The organism is Paenibacillus sp. BIC5C1, assembly GCF_032399705.1.
GTDB classification, from domain to species: domain Bacteria; phylum Bacillota; class Bacilli; order Paenibacillales; family Paenibacillaceae; genus Paenibacillus; species Paenibacillus taichungensis_A.
On the sequence record NZ_CP135922.1, the window covers coordinates 129,018 to 151,936 of the forward strand.

The window sequence follows — 22,919 nt, forward strand, 5'->3', positions numbered from 1 at the left end:
CGCGGCCGAGTTCATACGGCCCCGAGGCACCCAGATCGAGCGCTGCCTGCCGCCAGGGGCAACCACCGTGAATCATCACAACGCGCAGCAGTGCTGCGCTTAGCGATGATTCACGGCACGGCTCCCTGCGGCAGGCGGCGCTGTTTACCCTCCGCCCTCCTGCATCAGCTTGAGGGCGTCAATCTCCCCACCGCGTATTTTGCTCTTCGCGGTGGTGGTCTTGCGTGCGCGCAGCGGAACGGTTGCGCGCTTCACGAGCGTTTTGATCTCGGCTGGCGACAGGCCGGGATGCTTCGCAAGTAAGAGCGCTATGGCGCCACTGACATGCGACGTCGCCATGGAGGTGCCGCTCATTTCATGGTGCTTGCCTTGCACCCAGGAGGAAACAATTTTGTCCCCTGGCGCATATACATCGACGTATGCACCCCGGTTACTGAACGAGGCAATCCGCCGGTTTTTGTCGGTTGCCCCAACCGATATCGTTTGAGGATAACGTGCCGGATAATCAATGCTGCGGCGTTTGCCGTCATTTCCTGACGAAGCAACAATGACAATCCCGGCTTGATAGGCACGGTTCACAACATCAAGCAATGCTTTGCTACGCGTTTTCATGCCAAAGCTCATATTGATAATATCGACCCGATTGCGAACACACCAATCGATGCCAAGCACAATGTCTGACACGAAGGCCGAACCATTATGGTCGAATGCCTTCACCGGGTAGATCAGCGAGCGAGGAGCTACGCCAATCATACCTGCCGTACTATTGGCTGCGGCAATGGTTCCGGCAATATGAGTGCCATGACCGTTATCATCATGAGGGAGCAGACTGCGGTTTAACAGATTGATTCCGCGTGCCAGCGAATAGCGAAGATCAGGGTGTTGATAATCGGCACCTGTGTCGATCACGCCGATTTTGATCCGATGTCCTGTGGATACGGACCATACTTTGGGAGCGTGAATCTGTTTGACGCCCCAAGGTATGCCCTGAGCACTGCTCGGTTTACTGTGAAGCGCGGTGGCATGCAGGGAAATGGATACATCTTCTTCTACCGTAATCTCATCACTGTAGCGAGCTAATTCTTCTGGGTCATGCACCGGGGCGATAATAGAGCGGGCCAGCCGGGAGGAGCGTACCATACCAAGATCCGTAAATTCATTCCTCATCCGCGACAGTTCCACGAGGCAGGCTTCGTATTGCTTCGGTTTGGCGAACCGGATCAGGTACCGCCGCCCCTGTTCTGGTTCGGGACGTTGCATTCCTTCAACCAATTGATGTAGAAAACCAGTATAGTCCATAATGGGCAGCCCCCTTCGGGAAGAACATGCTGAGGTATTCTATGAATGCATTGATCCCGCCGCATGGGGAACCTGCCCTTTTTTTACAAAAACACATTCTCTTCGTGTCAAAACGGGCGCAGGGACATATGATGGATGGAGGGCTAGAGGGCTCTTGCGGGGACCTTGGTGAGGAGCGATCCTTTCAAGGGTATACAGTCAGAAGGCGGAGGGGACTCCGTCTTTTTTATATGATGACGCTTTTTTTGCACAAAGGACGTTAAGTCCACGAGTTAGATGTCTCTTACGGGTGTGTACATTGCTCGTTTGAGGTTGCTTCTTGGAATTATGAGACATCCATACATAAAAACTTGCTTTTTGAGGCTAAATAGGTTTTACTTAGGTTTGTTAATGGATATGTTATACGTAACGTTCCTGTTCGTAGGGATATAAAGTGAATTTTGTGTGAGAGGAAGTGTCTGTCAGTGAGTACCTCGCTCAATTTGAAAATTGATAAAGAAAAGGTCAGAGAGATTCCTTTGGTGGACCTCGCCTTTATGGTGCTGAAAGCGGCCAATACGCCGTATTACTACCGTGATTTGATGAATGAGGTAGCTAAACAGCGCGGAATGACTGATGAAGAAATCAACGAGTTTATCGCCCAGCTATATACCGAGATTAATATCGATGGCCGTTTTGCTTGCGTCGGTACAAGTCTGTGGGGCTTGAAGCGCTGGTATCCGGTAGCTGGATCGGAAGATACCATGACGGGTGCGAAGCGTCCGCGCATCATCAACGATGAAGACGATGATCTGGAAGATGAGGACTTCGGGGAAGAGGAAGACAGCTATAACAGCGACGAAGACTTCGATAATTCTGACGATGATCAGGACGAAGATGATGATGACGAAGATGATGACGAAGACGACATCTTTGACGAAGAAGATGGCGATGAAGAAGTTCTAGTTGAAGATGACGATTTGGAAGAGGAAGACCTCGATGAAGACGATGAAGAAGAGTCCGAAGACGAGGGTGAATTTGACGACGATTCCGATAAGTAGCAGTCATTTTTGATGTCGATAGTTTACCCGTTTTCCCCGCATAGTCAGCCTTGACAGCAGACGGGGTAACGGGTAAACTATTGCATGGGCTTATGAATGAGCGACAAAATATTTATGTTTTTTATAAAAAGTGCCCCGTCCTGCGGGAGTACTTTTTTTGTATTTTTAGAGGCAGAATTTTGCAAAATGATTTGAATTCCGCATGCTCCCGGCCAACAATCCGTGGTCTATTTTTGTATATCCAAAACACCGAATGGATCGATGAAATGATATCTGTTTAGGGACAGGCCCGGTAGTTGGCTCCCGGAAGGTTTGCACCATTCTACGCTGTAGAACAACGTTGTTTACACACGGTCTTCGCATGAAAGAGCAGTTCGCAGATGCAGGGAATTTCTGCCATTGCTCTTTTTAACGATGATTACCTGGGAAACGGGTTACGATAATACCATATATCGCCTGAATTTCTGTACTTATATTAGGAGGGTAATAATAGTGACAAAGTATATTTTCGTGACGGGCGGAGTTGTGTCCTCCCTGGGCAAAGGGATAACGGCTGCCTCGCTGGGCAGATTGCTGAAAAACAGAGGGTTGAAGGTAACCATTCAAAAATTTGATCCATACATCAATATCGACCCGGGAACAATGAGTCCTTATCAGCATGGTGAGGTTTTTGTAACGGATGATGGCGCGGAAACGGATCTTGACCTTGGCCACTACGAACGTTTTATTGACATCAACCTCTCCAAAAACAGCAACGTCACGACTGGTAAAGTATACTCCTCCGTCATCAGCAAAGAGCGACGCGGGGAATATCTGGGCGGAACGGTACAAGTCATTCCACACATTACGAACGAGATCAAAGAGCGCGTATTCCGCGCAGGACGTGAAGCGGGTTCGGATGTTGTTATAACGGAGATCGGCGGTACGGTAGGTGACATCGAGAGCTTGCCGTTCCTGGAAGCTATTCGTCAAATCAAGAGTGATGTAGGTCGTGACAACGTCATGTACATCCATGTAACACTTATTCCTTACATCAAGGCTGCCGGCGAAGTGAAAACCAAACCAACGCAGCACAGTGTGAAGGAATTGCGCAGCATCGGAATTCAGCCGAACGTCATTGTATGCCGTACAGAGTATGAGCTGTCCAAAGACATGAAAGCTAAAATCGCTCTCTTCTGTGATATTGATGAAAATGCCGTGGTGGAATGCCGTGATGCAGACACATTGTACCAAGTGCCTTTGAACCTGCGTGAAGAAGGTTTGGATGAGATCGTGGTGAATCACCTGAAGCTGACTACTCCTGCACCGGATATGAGCGAGTGGGAAGGGCTGGTTGACCGTATCAACAAGCTGAAGCATACAGTGGAGATTGCCATTGTAGGTAAATATGTAGCTTTGCATGATGCTTATTTGAGTGTTGTTGAATCCTTGTCTCATGCAGGATTTGCATCCAATGCTGATGTGAAGATCCGCTGGATTCATTCCGAAGATATCACGGATGAAAATGTGGGCGATCTGCTGAACGGCGTAGGCGGGATCCTCGTACCAGGCGGATTTGGTGATCGGGGTATTGAAGGTAAAGTATCGGCGATTCGTTATGCCCGTGAGAAACAAATTCCGTTCTTCGGTATTTGCCTGGGTATGCAGGTTTCCGTTATTGAATATGCACGTTCCATCGTTGGTTTGACTGGAGCGAACAGCTCCGAGATTAATCCAGCTACAGAGTTCCCGGTAATCGACCTGTTGCCTGAACAAAAAGATATCGAAAACCTGGGTGGTACAATGCGTCTGGGTCTGTATCCTTGTAAGCTTCAGGAAGGTTCCTTGGCAATGTCTTGTTATGATGACGAACTGGTTTATGAGAGACACCGTCACCGGTACGAGTTCAACAATGAATACCGTGAAGCGATTGAAAAAGCCGGCTTGGTTATCTCGGGTACATCCCCGGATGGACGTCTGGTTGAGATCGTGGAGCTTCCGGGACACCCATGGTTCTTGGCAGTACAATTCCACCCGGAATTCACTTCACGTCCGAACCGCCCACAGCCGTTGTTCCGTGAGTTTGTAAAAGCTTCCCTGGAGAGCGCTGGAAAATAAGTTTTGATCATTAAGTTATAAATAAATGGATGTTCTTGGCAGCCGATAAGGGTGCTGGGGGCATCCTTTTTTAGTGCGTAAAGTTAACCGAAAATGGTTTTTGGCATTTTGGGATGTAAGCAGGATTTCAATGGGCAAGGTAGAATACTTATCATGACGACTATGGGATTGTTATCCAGATTCAGACGTACATGCTTTCCTAATTCTAGGAGGTTACTCAGTGGAAAATAAAAAAGTTTTGATTGTTGATGACCAAAATGGTATTCGAATCCTGTTAATGGAAGTGTTCAGCAGCGAAGGATATAATACATTCCAAGCGCCTAATGGGAAGGTCGCCCTGGAGATAGTAAATAATGACAAACCTGATCTTGTGCTGCTTGATATGAAGATTCCTGGCATGGATGGCCTGGAAATTCTGAAACATATTAAGGAAATTGATCCGGATATCAAAGTCATCATGATGACGGCCTACGGTGAACTGGACATGATCAAAGAAGCGACGGATCTTGGAGCGCTCATGCACTTTACGAAACCGTTTGATATCGATGAAATGCGTGTGGCAGTCAATATGCAGCTTCGAAATGATACTGCGAATAAGTGCAGCTGAATCCTGTAGATACAGGATTTTTTTGCGTGTGAAGCTGTGAGAGTTTACGGGTGGGTATGCAGGGTATTTCGGTCAAGCATCCGGGGAATATTGGAAATAGGGACGTCGTCATGCTGTGTCTATGAAAACTGTGCTGCAAAGCACAGCATTTTTGCAAATGCTTGTTTAGTATTTGACATGGGATGTGGTATAATAAGCCCGTATGTGATTTCGGCTAAAAACCATAGACACAACCCAACACCCCTAGGAGGATTGAAACCATGCCATTAGTATCTATGACAGACATGTTGAACAAAGCACTCGAAGGAAAATATGCAGTTGGTCAATACAACATCAATAACCTTGAGTGGACTCAAGCGATTCTTGCTGCTGCTGAAGAAGAGAAATCCCCAGTAATTTTGGGCGTATCCGAAGGCGCAGCGCGTCACATGAGCGGTTTCTACACAGTAGTTAAAATGGTAGAAGGACTCATTCACGACATGAAAATCACTGTTCCAGTTGCTATTCACCTGGATCACGGTTCCAGCTTTGATAAGTGTAAAGAAGCGATCGATGCTGGATTTACATCCGTAATGATCGACGGTTCCCACCACTCCATCGATGAAAACATCGAAATGACTAAAAAAGTAGTTGAATATGCACACGCTAAAGGCGTTTCTGTAGAAGCTGAAGTAGGTACTGTTGGTGGACAAGAAGACGATGTTATCGGTGGTATCATGTACGCTGACCTGAACGAGTGTGTACGTATCGTTAAAGAAACAGGTATCGACACATTGGCTCCAGCTCTTGGTTCCGTACACGGTCCTTACCATGGCGAGCCTAACTTGGGCTTCAAAGAAATGGAAGAAGTTCGCGATGCAGTTAACGTACCACTGGTACTGCATGGTGGTACAGGTATCCCTAAACATGATATCGACAAAGCGATTTCCTTGGGAACTTCCAAAATCAACGTGAACACTGAGAACCAAATTTCGTTCTCCAAAGTGGTTCGCGAAGTGCTTGCAGCTAAACCAGATGCTTACGATCCACGTACATTCATCGTACCAGGCCGTGATGCAATCAAAGAAACCGTTAAAGGTAAAATTCGCGAGTTTGGTTCCAACAACAAAGCGTAATTTTTCTTTACCAGTTCCATACTGTGAAAGTGGAAAGAACACCGCCTAGCCGGTGTCTTTCCATTTTCACGCCTTATTTCTACATCGAAAGCCAACAGCACGTATTGCCGTTAACCGGCTGCAAAACACGTAGGGGGACATTAAGCTTTATGGAAAAATTGATGATTAGTGGCGGACGTCCGTTACAGGGAACTGTAACTATAAGCGGCGCCAAGAACAGCGCCATCGCGCTTATTCCTGCAGCATTGCTTGCCGAGTCAGAAGTCGTGCTGGACAACCTGCCGCTTTTGAGTGACGTGGCGGTTTATGCAGAAATTTTGGAGGAACTCGGAGCTCGTGTACATTGGGAAGGCAGTCAGATGAAAATCGATCCTTCCGATATTAAATCCATTCCCATGCCGAATGGTCCCGTGAAGAAGCTGCGTGCTTCGTATTATATGATGGGGGCATTGCTTGGGCGTTTTAAAGAAGCAACCATTGGTTTACCTGGGGGCTGTAACTTTGAGCCTCGTCCGATTGATCAACATATCAAAGGGTTTGAAGCGCTTGGCGCAACCGTAACGAACGAACATGGCTCCATTCATTTGCATGCCAAAGAGCTGCGCGGAGCAAAGATTTATCTTGATGTAAGCAGTGTAGGTGCAACCATTAACATCATGCTGGCGGCTACTCGTGCCAAAGGCTCTACAATTATCGAAAACGCGGCTAAAGAGCCTGAGATTATAGATGTAGCAACACTTCTGAATTCAATGGGTGCCAGCATTAAGGGTGCCGGTACCGAAACGATCCGTATCGAAGGTGTGTCGGAGCTTAAGGGTTGCCGTCATTCCATCATTCCGGACCGTATACAAGCAGGTACGTATATGATCGCTGCTGCTGCGACGCGTGGCGATGTTCTGATTGACAATGTCATTCCCAAACACCTGGAGGCTTTGACGGCAAAGTTACTGGAGATGGGCGTTGGCATTGAAGAGCTGGATGAAAGTATTCGCGTCATTGGCAAACCAAGCTACAATCATGTGGACGTTAAAGCACTCGTATATCCCGGCTTCCCGACGGATTTGCAGTCCCCGATGACCAGTGTGTTAACACAGGCAACGGGTGTGAGTGTCCTGAGCGACTTTGTATATAGCAATCGATTCAAGCACGTTCCTGAGTTGGTACGCATGGGCGCAAAAATCCGTGTGGAAGGGCGTTCAGCTATTATTGAAGGCAGTGCATTGAATGCGGCCAAGGTAAAAGCATCCGATCTTCGCGCTGGTGCAGCGCTAGTGATCGCAGGTCTCACCGTCAGTGAAGGTGTGACTGAAGTGACAGGCGTTGAGTTTATTGATCGTGGGTACGATCATCTAGTAACCAATCTGCGTCTGCTAGGTGCAGATGTGTGGCGAGAAACCGATTAATTATGTACTGCATGACGATTTTTACGGCATTAAAGTGATTATTTTGACAGAACTGCATATCCTTTCAGTAATTGGGTAAACCTGTTTTAATAGAGTTCTCAGTCTCTCCGGGATAAGACGAAATGTTCCTGTTTCCTTTACCGGAGGGTCTTTTTTTGAGTCAGTCTTCATATGGCTTTAAGAACATCATTTCCTTTTCCCCAAACCCCGGTTTTGTTTGAACTGCGCTCCATAGCCGGTCTGCCCGGATCGAACGCCTCATGTATTCGTGTTCACTCACTAGCGGATCTTGCCGAAAGATGGCTATCCCGCCCGGAAACTTACACTCAAAGACAAGTATTTGCATTATAACGGTTACATTCCGTACAATGGACAGAAGAGAAATGCAGAACGATGCTGCTCTTATAGCCGGAACATCAAGCGAAACTATCCATTTCACGGACTTATTAATTGAATAGGTGGTTATTATATGGATCTACAAATTTCCGATTTGGAAGAAATGAAACTAACGGACCTCTACAAACTGGCCAAAAAATATCAAATTCCCTACTACGGCACTTTAAAAAAGAAAGAATTGATCTTCGCCATATTACGTGCACAAGCCGAACAGAGTGGGTTGATGTTCATGCAGGGTGTGCTCGAAATTCTACCAGAAGGCTACGGATTCCTTCGTCCGATCAATTACCTGCCAAGTACGGAAGATATCTACATCTCAGCCTCACAGATTCGCAAGTTTGACCTAAGAACAGGTGACCTCGTATCGGGTAAGTGTAGAACACCTAAAGAAAACGAGCGATACTTCGGTTTGCTGCAAGTCAACGCTGTAAATGGTGAGAATCCATCGGCAGCTGCGGAAAGACTTCACTTCCCGGCATTAACCCCATTGTACCCGCAGAAGAAACTGGTTCTCGAAACATCCCCCAACCATTTGTCCACACGCATTATGGATGTGCTCGCCCCGGTAGGACTGGGACAGCGCGGATTGATCGTAGCACCTCCCAAAGCGGGTAAAACACTTCTCCTCAAAGAAATCGCCAACAGCATCTCGACCAACAACCCAGAAATTGAACTATTTGTCCTGTTGATTGATGAACGTCCGGAAGAAGTTACGGATATGTCGCGTTCGGTAAAAGGGGAAGTTGTGGCTTCTACGTTCGATGAGCTGCCAGAAAACCATATCAAAGTTGCGGAGTTGGTGCTGGAACGTGCGCTCCGTCTGGTTGAAGCGAAAAAAGATGTTGTTATTTTGCTGGATAGCATTACGCGTCTTGCTCGTGCATATAACCTGGTCATCCCACCGTCCGGACGGACACTTAGTGGCGGTATTGACCCGGCAGCGTTCCATCGTCCGAAACGTTTCTTCGGTTCTGCACGGAATGTAGAAGAGGGTGGAAGTCTGACGATCCTGGCTACAGCTTTGATTGATACGGGATCACGTATGGATGATATCATTTATGAAGAGTTTAAAGGTACGGGCAATATGGAGCTTCACCTGGATCGTAAGCTGGCCGAGCGTCGTATTTTCCCGGCTATCGACATTCGTCGTTCCGGTACACGTCGCGAAGAAGTGTTGCTGAGCAAGGAAGAACTTGATACAATCTGGGCGATTCGTAAAAACATGAACGATTCCCACGACTTTGTCGAAGGTTTCTTGAAGAAACTGCGTAATAGCAAAACGAATGCTGAGTTCCTAGCGGCGTTTGATACAGCGGGCAGCAGTCCGACCAGCAACTCCGGATCGACTACGACTCGGCGCTCGCCAAGACAGACTGCGGCGTCCGGTACAACTACCTAGTATTACGTCATTGATTTAACTCGAATTTTGCAGCGTTGCTGCTGGAAATTAACAATATACTCGTCGTTTGGCTTTAACCCATTAGATGTGAGGAGAACATCATGTATTTAGTATACGCAGATGAAAAAGGTAATGTATTTGATCACCCATCCCTGTACGGGCTTGCCCGCAGTGGAGATATGATCGTCGAAATTATGGAGGATGAGCTGATTCCTTTACCGGAAGGTGCAACGCTGGTTGGACTGCCGAGTACACGTCCAATTGGTATGGACCCGGAAACTGGCGAAATGCTGCCAATGCCTAGTGATACACAGGCGGTTGGGGCTTTGCTTCCGCAAGGATTCACTCGGTTGTGTCTGCCCGGGTATGTAAAAACCGATAAGGAGTACAAACTGCCCTTGTTCGGTTACTCGGCTGTTGTGTGGAAAGATGGTCAGTTTTACGTCACTGCCCGGATGTCGGATCATCCAGATCAATGGAATCCGCTGAACTGTGATCGGGATGACGTACGTGCGGGTGTTAAACGTTTAACGAAGCAGTATCCCGAAAATCGTCTCTATACCCATTTGTCCAATTGTGCGCTCGGATATGAATGTCTGACTTCATCCAACACCTTCCTGAATCGTTGGGAAGGCGGAGTTCCCGTATCTTATTCCTGCAATGCAGGTTGTTTCGGATGTATTTCAGAGCAACCGGATGATAGTGGCTTCGTTTCCCCACAGACCCGGATGAATTTCCGTCCGCGTGTGGACGAAATCGTTGAAGTCATGCTGGAGCACTTGAAAACGCCGGAATCGATTATCAGCTTTGGCCAAGGTTGTGAAGGAGAGCCTTCCACACAGGCCAAGTTGATTATTGAAGCCATCCGCGAAGTGCGTTCCATTACAGACATGGGATATATCAACATTAACACCAATGCTGGTTTGAATGATCACATGAGAGGTATTGTTGATGCAGGGCTTGATCTAATGCGTGTAAGTACAATCAGCGCTCTGGATGACCACTATAATGCATACTATAAACCTCGCGGATATACACTGGCCAATGTAGAAAAATCGATGAAATACGCTGCTTCTCAGGGTGTATATACGTCGATTAACTATTTGATCTTCCCGGGAGTAACGGATCGTGAGGAAGAGATTGAAGCGATGATTGAGTTTGCTCGCAGAACCGATTTGCGTCTTATTCAAATGCGTAACCTTAATATAGACCCGGAGAGCTATCTGGAATTGATTCCTCCAGCACAAGGTGATATTTTGGGCATGAAGCAAATGATTGAGATCTTTGAGGAAGAGCTGCCCGATGTCGTTATAGGCTCCTATACGCACGTTCCGCCAGCTGGAATGGCACGTCCCAAACGTCTGATCACCTCATGACAATAATGGATTGCAACCGGCATTAGGCCGTGTTATAATCTTCGATGTTGTGCCATTTACTCTGGGTCCGCTTGAGGCTCAGGGCGGAAAGAGGTGAAAGGTAATGAAAGCAGCAATTCATCCTAAATACACGATTGGTCAAGTATCTTGCGCTTGCGGGAATACTTTTGAGACTGGTTCGGTTAAAGACGGACTTCGTGTAGAGATTTGCTCCGCGTGCCACCCGTTCTTCACCGGTAAACAGAAGTTTATCGATGCTGGCGGCCGTGTTGATCGTTTCAAGAAAAAATACGGAATCTAATTCAGCAATTCCCTGGGGATTGTCTGACTATTACATCCAAATCACCTCTGCCGTTCCGGCAGGGGTTTTTATATATTTTCGCGTGATTATATCACTGCCCTTTTTACTCTGGTTGCAATTTAGACAACCTTAAGTTATACTATTTCTTACCGTGCTAGATGGGGAGGTAGCGGTGCCCTGTAACTCGCAATCCGCTACAGCGAGGTTGAATTCCTGCTAGAGGTTTTGTCGATGTGAGGTTTGGTCCCTTAACGTGGTGTTGACGGTTGGGTCCTCCGCAATGAGTACTCATGAACCTGGTCAGGTCCGGAAGGAAGCAGCCATAAGTGAGATCACTCTTGTGCCGGAGGGTCGCCTAGCCCGAGCTGTTGTTAAGGGGTGCCGCTTGGATCGCAAATATCGATAGCAGGTGCACGGCTTACCATTTAAATGTAGAGACCTTTGCAGTTGTATGTATGCAGAGGTCTTTTTGATATGTCTAAAAAAACCACGTATGATGAGTCAGATAAAGTTTGGATTCACCCCGGAATATAGTATAATGGGGGAACGACAAAGGACTCGAATGCGAAGTGGAAGGAAGGTAACGCATCATGGAGCATATCGCGTTATACCGGGCTTGGCGTCCCCAGTCGTTTCAAGATATGGTGGGACAACAGCATATTATTCAGACCTTGCAGAACGCGATACGTGAACAGCGGACTTCCCATGCCTACTTGTTTAGCGGGCCCAGAGGAACAGGGAAGACGAGTGCCGCCAAGATTTTGGCCAAAGCTGTAAACTGCGAACGCGGGCCTGCGCCTGAGCCTTGTAACGAATGTGAAGCTTGCCGCAGGATTACGACTGGCGCTGTGATGGATGTGCAGGAAATTGATGCTGCATCCAACCGTGGCGTTGAAGAAATCCGCGATCTTCGGGAAAAGGTGAAATACGCCCCGACTGAAGTCCGGCAGAAAGTCTATATTATTGACGAAGTGCACATGCTGACGACAGAGGCATTCAATGCGCTGCTCAAAACATTGGAAGAGCCTCCGCCACATGTGATGTTTATTTTGGCAACAACAGAACCCCATCGTCTTCCGGCAACGATTATTTCTCGCTGTCAGCGATTTGATTTCCGCCGGGTGTCCCTGGAAGAACAGACAGCACGACTTACGCTGATTTGTGAACAGGAAGGCATGGAAGCCGATCAGGATGCGCTCCAGTATATCGCCCGCTTGTCTGACGGAGGAATGAGGGACGCGCTTAGTGTCCTGGATCAGATCTCTTCCTTTACAGATGGAAAGGTAACCTATCAGCAGGTTATGGATATGACCGGAGGCATTCCTTCCGAGCAGTTTGCAAAGTTGGCTGCTTCTCTGCTCAAAGGCGATGTAGGTCATATCTTGCAAATGATCGAAGGGTTCATGCATGAAGGTAAGAGTGCGGACAAGTGCATGGAAAATTTGCTTTATTATTTCCGTGATTTGCTTATGATTAAGATGGTGCCGGATGCAGATAAACTGACGGATCGGGTGCTTAATCCCGAGTCGTTCCGTGATATGGCGGAATCATTCACCAAGGAACAGCTGTTCCAGATGATTGATACCCTTAATCGGTACCAGAGTGAAATGAAATATGCAGTACAGCCGCAGACGCTGTTTGAAGTAGCTCTTCTTAAACTGTGCAGTATTCCTGCTCAAGGGGCGTCATCGGGTCAGATGGCAGGTTCGGTCGGTGCGGCTCCTGCTGTAACCACACCAGCGGATGGTGGGGAGATCAACCGACTGAAGCAACAGCTTGCTGAACTGGAGAAAAAGCTGGATCGCGCGCTTAAGGGTGGTTTGTCTGGTGGGGAGGCTGCATCAAGTACTCCTTCACGCCCGGCAACACGAACTCCAGTGTCGAGAGGCAATTCGCCAGCGAAGCTGCCTGCACAGCTTGATCAGTACGTTGCGCGTAAGGGATCGCCTGAGTTTGCGGAGGTCAGCAAGAAGTGGGGGCAGATCCTGCAGCGCGTCAAAGAAGAGAAAGTAACTGTTCACGCCTGGTTTATGGATGGTGAACCGGTATCGTTGCTGGAAGACAATGTTCTGGTGGCGTTTAAGAACAACATCCACCGTGAAACTACGGAGAAGCAGGCTAATCGCGAAGTGATTGAACGGGTGCTGTCTGAACAGCTTGGACGTTCAGCTCGTCTTGTGACGATGATGCTCAAAGATTGGACTGGAGCGATGGAAGGAGCTACTGAAACGCCAAAGGAGGACTTTAAGCTTGAACCTGAGCATGAAGACGGCGGTTCAGGCAACAAGCAGCCTTGGATTGATGAAGCCATCCAGCTCTTTGGTGAGGATCTTGTAGTGATCAAAGAATAGATATACATGCGCCTGGCGCGATAACTATACCAAAGGAGATGAATAATCATGAACAACATGAACCAAATGATGAAACAAGTGAAGAAAATGCAGGAGCAAATGCTGAAGGCACAGGAGGAGCTGGCGGACAAAACAGTCCAAGGTACTTCTGGTGGCGGTGTTGTAACTGCTGAAGTTAATGGACATAAGAAATTGCTGGCTATCACTATCAAGCCAGAAGCGGTTGATCCAGAAGATGTAGAAATGCTGCAGGATCTGGTTATGACAGCAGTCAATGATGCAATGACCAAAGCTGATGAAATTGCGAACCAGGATATGGGTAAATTCACAGGCGGCATGAAAATTCCGGGATTATTTTAATTTAAATTGATCCTATCAAAGGAGACGCAATCGATTGTATTATCCCGAACCGATAGCGAAGCTGATTGACGCCTTCACTCGTTTGCCGGGTGTTGGCCCCAAGACTGCAGCGCGACTAGCTTTTCATGTGCTTAACATGAAGGAAGATGACGTTATTGATTTTGCCAAAGCACTCGTCAGTGTGAAGCGGAATCTTCATTACTGTTCGGTGTGTTGTAATATTACGGATACTGACCCGTGTCGAATCTGTCAGGATAAATCCAGGGATGTCTCCGTAATCTGTGTAGTTCAGGACTCCAAAGATTTGGTGGCTATGGAGCGTACCAAGGAATTTGACGGATACTATCATGTGCTGCAGGGTGCAATCTCTCCTATGGAGGGAATAGGTCCGGATGATATCCGTCTGAAGGAACTTTTGACCCGTTTGAGCGATGAGCGAGTTAAAGAACTGATTCTGGCTACAAATCCGAATATCGAAGGTGAGGCCACGGCGATGTATATTTCCCGTCTGGTCCGTCCGTTCGAGATCTCGGTGACTCGGATTGCTCATGGATTGCCTGTTGGGGGCGACCTGGAGTATGCGGATGAAGTGACTCTTTCGAAGGCGCTGGAAGGGCGCAGAGAGATGAGATAGCAATGCGTGTTTCTGAATAAGAGCATGTGTCTATAATGATTTTTTTCCTAAAAGAAAAGAATAGATGAGTTTGGATTACTTAGAGGGCCTATCAGGCTCTCTTTTTTTGTTTTATCCCCTTTCTAACGTTGCTTAAATGTGAAGTCTTTCGTTTTTACTGAAGTCTGGTTATAAATTCATAGAATTCTTTGAGATTAGAATAACGATTCAATAAATTATATAGCTCAGTTCTAAGTTTGTCCTTTCCCCGATATGTATGAGAATATGCTGTGCTGATCAGGAAGGGGATGGCTTATGTTTACATGGCGAAATGGAAGATCGGTGGAGAAACGTGAAAGAATGTTAAAGGAGATGGAAGAGGACCAGATTTATTCAGATATACAGAAAGCCAAGGCGGAGTGGGAACGGGCTGTTAGACAGTTTGAAGAGGCGCAGGGGCAGGATGAGATCGATTATGCAATCTATGTGCTGGAGGCGGCGGAGCGTAAATATCAGATTCACTTGAAGCGAGCTAAACGTGTAGGGATTAATAAGGCAGTTATAGCTGATCGGGGAGTGAGCATGTAGGTGGAGGTGTGACAATCAATTATGGAGGTGTTGAAAGTATGAAGAGTCTTATTTTAGGCAGTGTGCTTGTTGTGTCGTTACTAGGACTGATAATCATCTTATTTAGAAAAAGAATTGGGCTATCCTTTTTTACATCATTGGGGATTCATCTCGTACTGGCTGCGGTGGGAATATATGTTGTTAATTATTCAGGTTGGATCACCGGAACTTACATTCCACTGAACCCTGCCACAATAGGTACTGTAAGCATTCTGGGATTGCCGGGTGTTGGTTTATTATTGGGTTTGAAAATTTCTTTGTTTGGGTAGTTGACTCTTTCTATATTTATATGGTACATTATATCTCGTTGCTTTGCTTGCTTGGTTAAATGCTTTTGAAGAAATGATTGAGTTCGATACGAACTTGAAAAAAGAATTTCAAAAAAAGCTTGACTGAAACAAACGAAGTATGGTATATTATAAAAGTCGCCGCTGAGAGAAAAAGGTGACGAAAAAGCAAGAAAATTATCAAGTTTGATCTTTGAAAACTGAACAACGAGTGAGTAACGATCTTGCTTGCAAGATCGACGCTGAGAAATTGGTACAAGTCTTCGGACTGTATGATTTGGAAGCAAAATAAATGAGATTTTTAATCTCGTCAGTTTCAAAATGAGCTTATCGCTCTTTTCAATACTTTATTGGAGAGTTTGATCCTGGCTCAGGACGAACGCTGGCGGCATGCCTAATACATGCAAGTCGAGCGGACTTGATGAGAAGCTTGCTTCTCTGATGGTTAGCGGCGGACGGGTGAGTAACACGTAGGCAACCTGCCCTCAAGCTTGGGACAACTACCGGAAACGGTAGCTAATACCGAATAGTTGTTTTCTTCTCCTGAAGAGAACTGGAAAGACGGAGCAATCTGTCACTTGGGGATGGGCCTGCGGCGCATTAGCTAGTTGGTGGGGTAACGGCTCACCAAGGCGACGATGCGTAGCCGACCTGAGAGGGTGATCGGCCACACTGGGACTGAGACACGGCCCAGACTCCTACGGGAGGCAGCAGTAGGGAATCTTCCGCAATGGGCGAAAGCCTGACGGAGCAATGCCGCGTGAGTGATGAAGGTTTTCGGATCGTAAAGCTCTGTTGCCAGGGAAGAACGCTTGGGAGAGTAACTGCTCTCAAGGTGACGGTACCTGAGAAGAAAGCCCCGGCTAACTACGTGCCAGCAGCCGCGGTAATACGTAGGGGGCAAGCGTTGTCCGGAATTATTGGGCGTAAAGCGCGCGCAGGCGGTCATTTAAGTCTGGTGTTTAATCCCGGGGCTCAACCCCGGATCGCACTGGAAACTGGGTGACTTGAGTGCAGAAGAGGAGAGTGGAATTCCACGTGTAGCGGTGAAATGCGTAGATATGTGGAGGAACACCAGTGGCGAAGGCGACTCTCTGGGCTGTAACTGACGCTGAGGCGCGAAAGCGTGGGGAGCAAACAGGATTAGATACCCTGGTAGTCCACGCCGTAAACGATGAGTGCTAGGTGTTAGGGGTTTCGATACCCTTGGTGCCGAAGTTAACACATTAAGCACTCCGCCTGGGGAGTACGGTCGCAAGACTGAAACTCAAAGGAATTGACGGGGACCCGCACAAGCAGTGGAGTATGTGGTTTAATTCGAAGCAACGCGAAGAACCTTACCAGGTCTTGACATCCCTCTGACCGGTACAGAGATGTACCTTTCCTTCGGGACAGAGGAGACAGGTGGTGCATGGTTGTCGTCAGCTCGTGTCGTGAGATGTTGGGTTAAGTCCCGCAACGAGCGCAACCCTTGATCTTAGTTGCCAGCACTTCGGGTGGGCACTCTAAGGTGACTGCCGGTGACAAACCGGAGGAAGGTGGGGATGACGTCAAATCATCATGCCCCTTATGACCTGGGCTACACACGTACTACAATGGCCGGTACAACGGGCTGTGAAGCCGCGAGGTGGAACGAATCCTAAAAAGCCGGTCTCAGTTCGGATTGCAGGCTGCAACTCGCCTGCATGAAGTCGGAATTGCTAGTAATCGCGGATCAGCATGCCGCGGTGAATACGTTCCCGGGTCTTGTACACACCGCCCGTCACACCACGAGAGTTTATAACACCCGAAGTCGGTGGGGTAACCGCAAGGAGCCAGCCGCCGAAGGTGGGATAGATGATTGGGGTGAAGTCGTAACAAGGTAGCCGTATCGGAAGGTGCGGCTGGATCACCTCCTTTCTATGGAGAATCGTTTCCTGTAACGGAAACATTCAAATACAAAATCTAGCCAGGTCGGCTAGTTACTCACTCGTTGCTCAGTTTTGAGAGCTCAAACTCTCAAACGTTTGGTGGCGATAGCGAAGGGGTTCCACACGTTCCCATCCCGAACACGACCGTTAAGCCCTTCAGCGTCGATGGTACTTGGACCGCAGGGTCCTGGGAGAGTAGAACGCCGCCAAGCGTAAACCCATTACGGGTTTCGATATGATATATAATGTGGGCCCTTAGCTCAGTTGGTTAGAGCGCACCTCTGATAAGGGTGAGGCCGGTGGTTCGAGTCCACCAGGGCCCACCATGTATACCTTAAAATCTAATATGGGGCCATAGCTCAGCTGGGAGAGCGCCTGCCTTGCAAGCAGGAGGTCAGCGGTTCGATCCCGCTTGGCTCCACCAACAAGATTTTACAAGCTTGTTCTTTGAAAACTAGATATCGAAACGAAATTTTGCGATTTAGAACATTCCTTTTTAAGCTGAACTTGTGTAAACAAGTTTCAATAAAAACGGTAGATTGCATTTGCTCATGAGAGCAATTGGTTAAGCTACTAAGAGCACACGGAGGATGCCTAGGCGCTAGGAGCCGATGAAGGACGTGGCGAACAACGAAACTGCCTCGGGGAGCTGTAAGCAAGCTTTGATCCGGGGGTGTCCGAATGGGGAAACCCAGCTGGGGTAATTTCCAGTTACTCATAACTGAATACATAGGTTATGTAGAGGCATACCAGGGGAACTGAAACATCTAAGTACCCTGAGGAAGAGAAAACAATAGTGATTCCGTCAGTAGCGGCGAGCGAACGCGGAGAAGTCCAAACCAGAGAGCTTGCTCTTTGGGGTTGTGGGACATCTCACATGGAGTTACAAAGGAGCCGGTTAAACGAAGAGGTCTGGAAAGGCCCGCCAAAGAAGGTAAAAGCCCTGTAGTTGAAAGTCTGTTCTCTCCGAGATGTATCCCGAGTAGTGCGGGGCACGTGAAACCCCGTATGAATCCGGCAGGACCATCTGCCAAGGCTAAATACTTCCTAGCGACCGATAGTGAAGCAGTACCGTGAGGGAAAGGTGAAAAGCACCCCGGAAGGGGAGTGAAATAGAACCTGAAACCGTGTGCTTACAAAAAGTCAGAGCCCGTTTTAGGGGTGATGGCGTGCCTTTTGTAGAATGAACCGGCGAGTTACGTTCCCGTGCAAGGTTAAGGTGAAGAGCCGGAGCCGCAGCGAAAGCGAGTCTGAATAGGGCGACATAGTACGTGGACGTAGACCCGAAACCGGGTGATCTACCCCTGTCCAGGGTGAAGGTGCGGTAACACGCACTGGAGGCCCGAACCCACGCACGTTGAAAAGTGCGGGGATGAGGTGGGGGTAGCGGAGAAATTCCAATCGAACTCGGAGATAGCTGGTTCTCCCCGAAATAGCTTTAGGGCTAGCCTCGGAAAACAGAGTCGTGGAGGTAGAGCACTGATTGGGTGCGGGGCCCGCAAGGGTTACCAAGCTCAGTCAAACTCCGAATGCCATAGACTTACTTCCGGGAGTCAGACAGTGAGTGCTAAGATCCATTGTCAAAAGGGAAACAGCCCAGACCATCAGCTAAGGTCCCCAAGTGTGTGTTAAGTGGGAAAGGATGTGGAGTTGCACAGACAACCAGGATGTTGGCTTAGAAGCAGCCACCATTGAAAGAGTGCGTAATAGCTCACTGGTCGAGTGACTCTGCGCCGAAAATGTAACGGGGCTAAACACACCACCGAAGCTATGGCTTGATGCTTTGCATCAGGGGTAGGGGAGCGTTGTATAAGGGTTGAAGGTGTACCGTAAGGAGCGCTGGACATTATACAAGTGAGAATGCCGGTATGAGTAACGAAAAGATCAGTGAGAATCTGATCCGCCGAAAGCCTAAGGGTTCCTGAGGAAGGCTCGTCCGCTCAGGGTAAGTCGGGACCTAAGGCGAGGCCGAAAGGCGTAGTCGAAGGACAACAGGTCGAAATTCCTGTACCACCGTAAGCCGTTATGAGCAATGGGGGGACGCAGCAGGGTAGTGACGCGGACTGATGGATGTCCGTCTAAGCAGTGAGGCTGATGTGTAGGCAAATCCGCACATCGTAAGGCTGGGCTGTAATGGGGAGCGAAAATTATAGTAGCGAAGGTCATGATCTCACACTGCCAAGAAAAGCCTCTAGCCAGGTGATGGTGCCCGTACCGCAAACCGACACAGGTAGGCGAGAAGAGAATTCTAAGGCGCGCGGAAGAACTCTCGTTAAGGAACTCGGCAAAATGACCCCGTAACTTCGGGAGAAGGGGTGCCCCGGTAGTGTGAATAGCACGAGGGGGCCGCAGTGAAAAGGCCCAAGCGACTGTTTAGCAAAAACACAGGTCTGTGCGAAGCCGTAAGGCGAAGTATACGGGCTGACGCCTGCCCGGTGCTGGAAGGTTAAGGGGAGCGGTTAGGAGCAATCCGAAGCTGTGAACCGAAGCCCCAGTAAACGGCGGCCGTAACTATAACGGTCCTAAGGTAGCGAAATTCCTTGTCAGGTAAATTCTGACCCGCACGAATGGCGTAACGACTTGGGCGCTGTCTCAACGAGAGATCCGGTGAAATTTTAATACCTGTGAAGATGCAGGTTACCCGCGACAAGACGGAAAGACCCCATGGAGCTTTACTGCAGCTTGATATTGAATTTGGGTACGATCTGTACAGGATAGGTGGGAGCCTTTGAAGCAGGAGCGCAAGCTTCTGTGGAGGCACCGTTGGGATACCACCCTGATCGTATCTAGGTTCTAACCTGGTACCGTAATCCGGTGCGGGGACAGTGTCAGGTGGGCAGTTTGACTGGGGCGGTCGCCTCCTAAAGAGTAACGGAGGCGCCCAAAGGTTCCCTCAGAATGGTTGGAAATCATTCGAAGAGTGCAAAGGCATAAGGGAGCTTGACTGCGAGACCTACAAGTCGAGCAGGGACGAAAGTCGGGCTTAGTGATCCGGTGGTACCGCATGGAAGGGCCATCGCTCAACGGATAAAAGCTACCCTGGGGATAACAGGCTTATCTCCCCCAAGAGTCCACATCGACGGGGAGGTTTGGCACCTCGATGTCGGCTCATCGCATCCTGGGGCTGAAGTAGGTCCCAAGGGTTGGGCTGTTCGCCCATTAAAGCGGTACGCGAGCTGGGTTCAGAACGTCGTGAGACAGTTCGGTCCCTATCTGTCGTGGGCGTAGGAAATTTGAGAGGAGCTGTCCTTAGTACGAGAGGACCGGGATGGACGTACCGCTGGTGTACCAGTTGTTCCGCCAGGAGCACCGCTGGGTAGCTATGTACGGACGGGATAAGCGCTGAAAGCATCTAAGCGTGAAGCCCCCCTCAAGATGAGATTTCCCAGTATGTAAGACCCCTTGAAGACGACGAGGTAGATAGGCTGGGGGTGGAAGTGCAGCAATGCATGGAGCTGACCAGTACTAATCGGTCGAGGGCTTATCCAATATGCAGGTTATGAATCGCAAATTCGTTTCGGATCTAGTTTTCAGGGAGCAATCCTTGTAAGCATTGTTCATGATTGTCTATTTGGAGAGATACCCAAGTGGCTATAAGGGGACCCTCTGCTAAGGGGTTAGACTGCGTAAGCGGTGCGAGGGTTCGAATCCCTCTCTCTCCGCCATCTTTACCTTAAGATGGACAAGCAATCAAGTTCAATTATTAATATGGCGGTGTAGCTCAGCTGGCTAGAGCGTACGGTTCATACCCGTGAGGTCGGGGGTTCGATCCCCTCCGCCGCTACCATATTACCCAGGAGGCTTAGCTCAGCTGGGAGAGCATCTGCCTTACAAGCAGAGGGTCGGGGGTTCGATCCCCTCAGCCTCCACCATATACGCCGGTGTAGCTCAACTGGTAGAGCAACTGACTTGTAATCAGTAGGTTGGGGGTTCAAGTCCTCTCGCCGGCACCATTAATGCCTGGAACCGTGGTGTAGTTGGCCTAACATGCCTGCCTGTCACGCAGGAGATCGCGGGTTCGAATCCCGTCGGTTCCGCCATTAATCTAAAAATTAAATAAGGCTCGGTAGCTCAGTCGGTAGAGCAGAGGACTGAAAATCCTCGTGTCGGCGGTTCGATTCCGTCCCGAGCCACCATGTAATCCTGGAGGATTAGCGAAGTGGCCAAACGCATCAGACTGTAAATCTGCTCCCGTACGGGTTCGGTGGTTCGAATCCATCATCCTCCACCAGTTTTTCGAGTCATTAGCTCAGTTGGTAGAGCACCTGACTTTTAATCAGGGTGTCGAAGGTTCGAGCCCTTCATGACTCATCTTTTTAAAAAGAGTAATTGATCATTAATTTGATCAATTACTCTTTTTTTGTTACAAATAAATAAATTAATATTGTGGGAATTCTAATAAAGACTGAAAAAAGCGATGCTGCGCAAGATATGATAAAATAATAGAAAAAAGCAGAGTGGTGGCGTTCATTATATGAAGCTCATACCTGATCTAAAACAACAAATCGAAGCAATTATAGGTACTACATTGGACGAATCCGTGATAACTATAGAAGAATGGAATCAATATGGATTTAGCTCAGCTTATCCTAAAACTCTTCCAGTGGCTCATAATACTCTTACAAAAGAGGCCGAAGGTTTCATACGTGATGACAAGATGATGGTTGGTTTGGCAAAGGATGTAAGCAGTTGGCGTACACAAGAACTTATATATTTTAAAGTCGGGATGAACGAGGAAGAAGGTACTGTTTTATATTGGGCATGTTCTGTTGATGCCGTTACGCTGGAAGTTCAGCGTTTAATTGAACTTCTCATTAGCAATCATAGGGAAGCATTAGATGAAGAAAAGCCTGTGATATATGAAAACGATAGAGAACAACAGCTTGCTGAATTGGGACAGTGGCTTCGGAAGCAGGTTGAGCAAACAGTCCAGCAGGAACCTATTCCAGATCATTTTTCGTTGGATGGAGAATTGAACACAGAGAAAATCCCATTTCTACTGCAATGTGAGACACCTGATGCTCATCGCATACGTTCGAAGGAATTGAACAAGTTGCTTGAAAGTTACTTCGGAGAAGAAATTATACTAATTCCTGTGGGAGCACAGGAGTGGGTGTTTCTAGGTGATGAACAGATTGTCACGGGTGAAGCGGAAGAGGATACTATTGAAGCCAGAAAGGATCTACTGAATGCCTTTTGTTTGGGGCTCTATGAGTTGGTAGCCAGTGAATGGGCAGGTGTCTTTCATTTGTCTGCATCCTTACCGTGTATCCCTGCAAAGCAGCTATCTCCTGTCACGGCACTTCTTCAAGAGAGTGTACACTTGGGCAGAGCTTTCCATGTCGCACAACACATCCATCTCCCTTGGAATCTGCAACTCGAACGTTTGGTAGATAGCATTCCTGTGCAACAACGGCTTCGTTTTATACAGGAAACAGGCAAAGGTACTGTGTTATTTAGTGATAGTGAGACATTGGCTACGCTGGAGACCTTCTTCAATCTCGATTGTAATGTGAGTGAGACGGCCAAGCGACTTTTCATTCATCGAAATACTTTGGTATATCGTTTGGATAAGATCAAACAGGAAATCGGATATGATGTTAGGAACTTCGAAAGTGCTGTTCTGGTACGGCTTTTATTGCTTATGTACAAAGTGACGAAAAAGCTTTGATATTTTTGTGCAGTTTGCGAATAGTCAAACATCATGCAAATGGGTTAATATAAAACTACAAAATGTA

15 protein-coding genes, 10 tRNA genes, 3 rRNA genes and 1 other RNA gene are annotated in these 22,919 nt (G+C 48.0%); 28 read left to right on the plus strand and 1 reads right to left on the minus strand.

Translation table 11 applies throughout. From position 1 onward, the window contains the following. Positions 1 to 144: 144 nt before the first annotated feature. Entirely contained in the window at positions 145 to 1,299 is a 1,155-nt protein-coding gene (locus RS891_RS00590) for a S8 family peptidase (RefSeq protein WP_113055809.1), read from the minus strand. A 464-nt stretch (positions 1,300 to 1,763) separates the two neighbouring features. Here RS891_RS00590 and rpoE point away from each other — a divergent pair, with 464 nt between their 5' ends. From rpoE to RS891_RS00730, 28 genes are all read left to right on the plus strand, one after another. Beyond that, positions 1,764 to 2,339: a DNA-directed RNA polymerase subunit delta gene (gene rpoE, locus RS891_RS00595; protein WP_315794159.1), complete on the plus strand. Its 576-nt coding sequence runs from the start codon at positions 1,764 to 1,766 to the stop codon at positions 2,337 to 2,339. 492 nt (positions 2,340 to 2,831) lie between these two features. Further along, complete coding sequence (locus RS891_RS00600; RefSeq protein ID WP_076292186.1) at positions 2,832 to 4,436, plus strand: CTP synthase; 1,605 nt, start codon at positions 2,832 to 2,834, stop codon at positions 4,434 to 4,436. Positions 4,437 to 4,656: 220 nt separating this feature from the next. Continuing rightward, positions 4,657 to 5,043: a response regulator gene (locus tag RS891_RS00605; RefSeq protein WP_315794160.1), complete on the plus strand. Its 387-nt coding sequence runs from the start codon at positions 4,657 to 4,659 to the stop codon at positions 5,041 to 5,043. A gap of 260 nt (positions 5,044 to 5,303) precedes the next feature. After that, entirely contained in the window at positions 5,304 to 6,158 is an 855-nt protein-coding gene (fba, locus tag RS891_RS00610) for a class II fructose-1,6-bisphosphate aldolase (protein WP_024628780.1), read from the plus strand. Between the two features lie 149 nt (positions 6,159 to 6,307). Next, positions 6,308 to 7,561 (plus strand): UDP-N-acetylglucosamine 1-carboxyvinyltransferase, encoded by a 1,254-nt coding sequence (locus RS891_RS00615; RefSeq protein WP_063567653.1) that lies wholly within the window; start codon positions 6,308 to 6,310, stop codon positions 7,559 to 7,561. Between the two features lie 469 nt (positions 7,562 to 8,030). Next, positions 8,031 to 9,356, plus strand: a complete 1,326-nt coding sequence (rho, locus tag RS891_RS00620) for a transcription termination factor Rho (RefSeq protein WP_076292185.1) — start codon at positions 8,031 to 8,033, stop codon at positions 9,354 to 9,356. Between the two features lie 101 nt (positions 9,357 to 9,457). Next, positions 9,458 to 10,732 (plus strand): radical SAM family protein, encoded by a 1,275-nt coding sequence (locus RS891_RS00625; RefSeq protein WP_113055806.1) that lies wholly within the window; start codon positions 9,458 to 9,460, stop codon positions 10,730 to 10,732. 103 nt (positions 10,733 to 10,835) lie between these two features. After that, positions 10,836 to 11,033, plus strand: a complete 198-nt coding sequence (gene rpmE / locus RS891_RS00630; RefSeq protein ID WP_024628775.1) for a 50S ribosomal protein L31 — start codon at positions 10,836 to 10,838, stop codon at positions 11,031 to 11,033. A gap of 149 nt (positions 11,034 to 11,182) precedes the next feature. Beyond that, positions 11,183 to 11,450, plus strand: an RNA gene (gene ffs / locus RS891_RS00635) — signal recognition particle sRNA large type. Between the two features lie 173 nt (positions 11,451 to 11,623). Continuing rightward, positions 11,624 to 13,384, plus strand: coding sequence for a DNA polymerase III subunit gamma/tau (gene dnaX / locus RS891_RS00640; protein WP_315794161.1), 1,761 nt, complete (start codon positions 11,624 to 11,626; stop codon positions 13,382 to 13,384). Between the two features lie 48 nt (positions 13,385 to 13,432). Beyond that, the gene (locus RS891_RS00645; RefSeq protein ID WP_024628773.1) at positions 13,433 to 13,744 is read left to right on the plus strand and encodes a YbaB/EbfC family nucleoid-associated protein; all 312 of its coding nucleotides are present in this window, start codon (positions 13,433 to 13,435) and stop codon (positions 13,742 to 13,744) included. 34 nt (positions 13,745 to 13,778) lie between these two features. Continuing rightward, positions 13,779 to 14,378, plus strand: coding sequence for a recombination mediator RecR (gene recR, locus RS891_RS00650; RefSeq protein ID WP_062329683.1), 600 nt, complete (start codon positions 13,779 to 13,781; stop codon positions 14,376 to 14,378). A gap of 339 nt (positions 14,379 to 14,717) precedes the next feature. Next, positions 14,718 to 14,945 carry a DUF2508 family protein gene (locus tag RS891_RS00655; protein WP_397386923.1) on the plus strand — a complete coding sequence of 76 codons (228 nt, stop codon included), beginning with the start codon at positions 14,718 to 14,720 and terminating at the stop codon, positions 14,943 to 14,945. A 38-nt stretch (positions 14,946 to 14,983) separates the two neighbouring features. Beyond that, entirely contained in the window at positions 14,984 to 15,253 is a 270-nt protein-coding gene (locus RS891_RS00660; RefSeq protein ID WP_315794163.1) for a pro-sigmaK processing inhibitor BofA family protein, read from the plus strand. A gap of 365 nt (positions 15,254 to 15,618) precedes the next feature. Further along, a 16S ribosomal RNA gene (locus tag RS891_RS00665) occupies positions 15,619 to 17,170 on the plus strand. A gap of 106 nt (positions 17,171 to 17,276) precedes the next feature. Beyond that, positions 17,277 to 17,393: ribosomal RNA gene (gene rrf / locus RS891_RS00670) — 5S ribosomal RNA — on the plus strand. Between the two features lie 37 nt (positions 17,394 to 17,430). Beyond that, positions 17,431 to 17,507: transfer RNA gene (locus RS891_RS00675), tRNA-Ile, on the plus strand. A 22-nt stretch (positions 17,508 to 17,529) separates the two neighbouring features. Then, positions 17,530 to 17,605 (plus strand) — tRNA-Ala (locus tag RS891_RS00680). Between the two features lie 139 nt (positions 17,606 to 17,744). Then, positions 17,745 to 20,670 (plus strand): 23S ribosomal RNA (locus RS891_RS00685). Together the 16S, 23S and 5S rRNA genes with 10 tRNA genes alongside form the textbook arrangement of a ribosomal RNA operon. Before the next feature lie 84 nt (positions 20,671 to 20,754). Further along, positions 20,755 to 20,846 (plus strand) — tRNA-Ser (locus tag RS891_RS00690). 45 nt (positions 20,847 to 20,891) lie between these two features. After that, positions 20,892 to 20,968: transfer RNA gene (locus RS891_RS00695), tRNA-Met, on the plus strand. 9 nt (positions 20,969 to 20,977) lie between these two features. Next, positions 20,978 to 21,053 (plus strand) — tRNA-Val (locus RS891_RS00700). 5 nt (positions 21,054 to 21,058) lie between these two features. Beyond that, positions 21,059 to 21,134: transfer RNA gene (locus RS891_RS00705), tRNA-Thr, on the plus strand. Positions 21,135 to 21,143: 9 nt separating this feature from the next. Then, a tRNA-Asp gene (locus RS891_RS00710) sits at positions 21,144 to 21,221 on the plus strand. Between the two features lie 20 nt (positions 21,222 to 21,241). Then, positions 21,242 to 21,317 (plus strand) — tRNA-Phe (locus RS891_RS00715). 9 nt (positions 21,318 to 21,326) lie between these two features. Beyond that, positions 21,327 to 21,412: transfer RNA gene (locus RS891_RS00720), tRNA-Tyr, on the plus strand. 7 nt (positions 21,413 to 21,419) lie between these two features. Then, positions 21,420 to 21,492 (plus strand) — tRNA-Lys (locus RS891_RS00725). 163 nt (positions 21,493 to 21,655) lie between these two features. Beyond that, complete coding sequence (locus tag RS891_RS00730) at positions 21,656 to 22,852, plus strand: PucR family transcriptional regulator (RefSeq protein WP_315794165.1); 1,197 nt, start codon at positions 21,656 to 21,658, stop codon at positions 22,850 to 22,852. Positions 22,853 to 22,919: the final 67 nt, after the last annotated feature.

Coding starts and splice junctions, on each gene's coding strand:
- RS891_RS00590 (WP_113055809.1), bottom strand. CDS start 1,299: ATGGACTATACTGGTTTTCTACATCAATTGGTTGAAGGAATGCAACGT.
- fba (WP_024628780.1), top strand. CDS start 5,304: ATGCCATTAGTATCTATGACAGACATGTTGAACAAAGCACTCGAAGGA.
- RS891_RS00615 (WP_063567653.1), top strand. CDS start 6,308: ATGGAAAAATTGATGATTAGTGGCGGACGTCCGTTACAGGGAACTGTA.
- rho (WP_076292185.1), top strand. CDS start 8,031: ATGGATCTACAAATTTCCGATTTGGAAGAAATGAAACTAACGGACCTC.
- RS891_RS00625 (WP_113055806.1), top strand. CDS start 9,458: ATGTATTTAGTATACGCAGATGAAAAAGGTAATGTATTTGATCACCCA.
- rpmE (WP_024628775.1), top strand. CDS start 10,836: ATGAAAGCAGCAATTCATCCTAAATACACGATTGGTCAAGTATCTTGC.
- dnaX (WP_315794161.1), top strand. CDS start 11,624: ATGGAGCATATCGCGTTATACCGGGCTTGGCGTCCCCAGTCGTTTCAA.
- RS891_RS00645 (WP_024628773.1), top strand. CDS start 13,433: ATGAACAACATGAACCAAATGATGAAACAAGTGAAGAAAATGCAGGAG.
- RS891_RS00655 (WP_397386923.1), top strand. CDS start 14,718: ATGTTAAAGGAGATGGAAGAGGACCAGATTTATTCAGATATACAGAAA.
- RS891_RS00660 (WP_315794163.1), top strand. CDS start 14,984: ATGAAGAGTCTTATTTTAGGCAGTGTGCTTGTTGTGTCGTTACTAGGA.
- RS891_RS00730 (WP_315794165.1), top strand. CDS start 21,656: ATGAAGCTCATACCTGATCTAAAACAACAAATCGAAGCAATTATAGGT.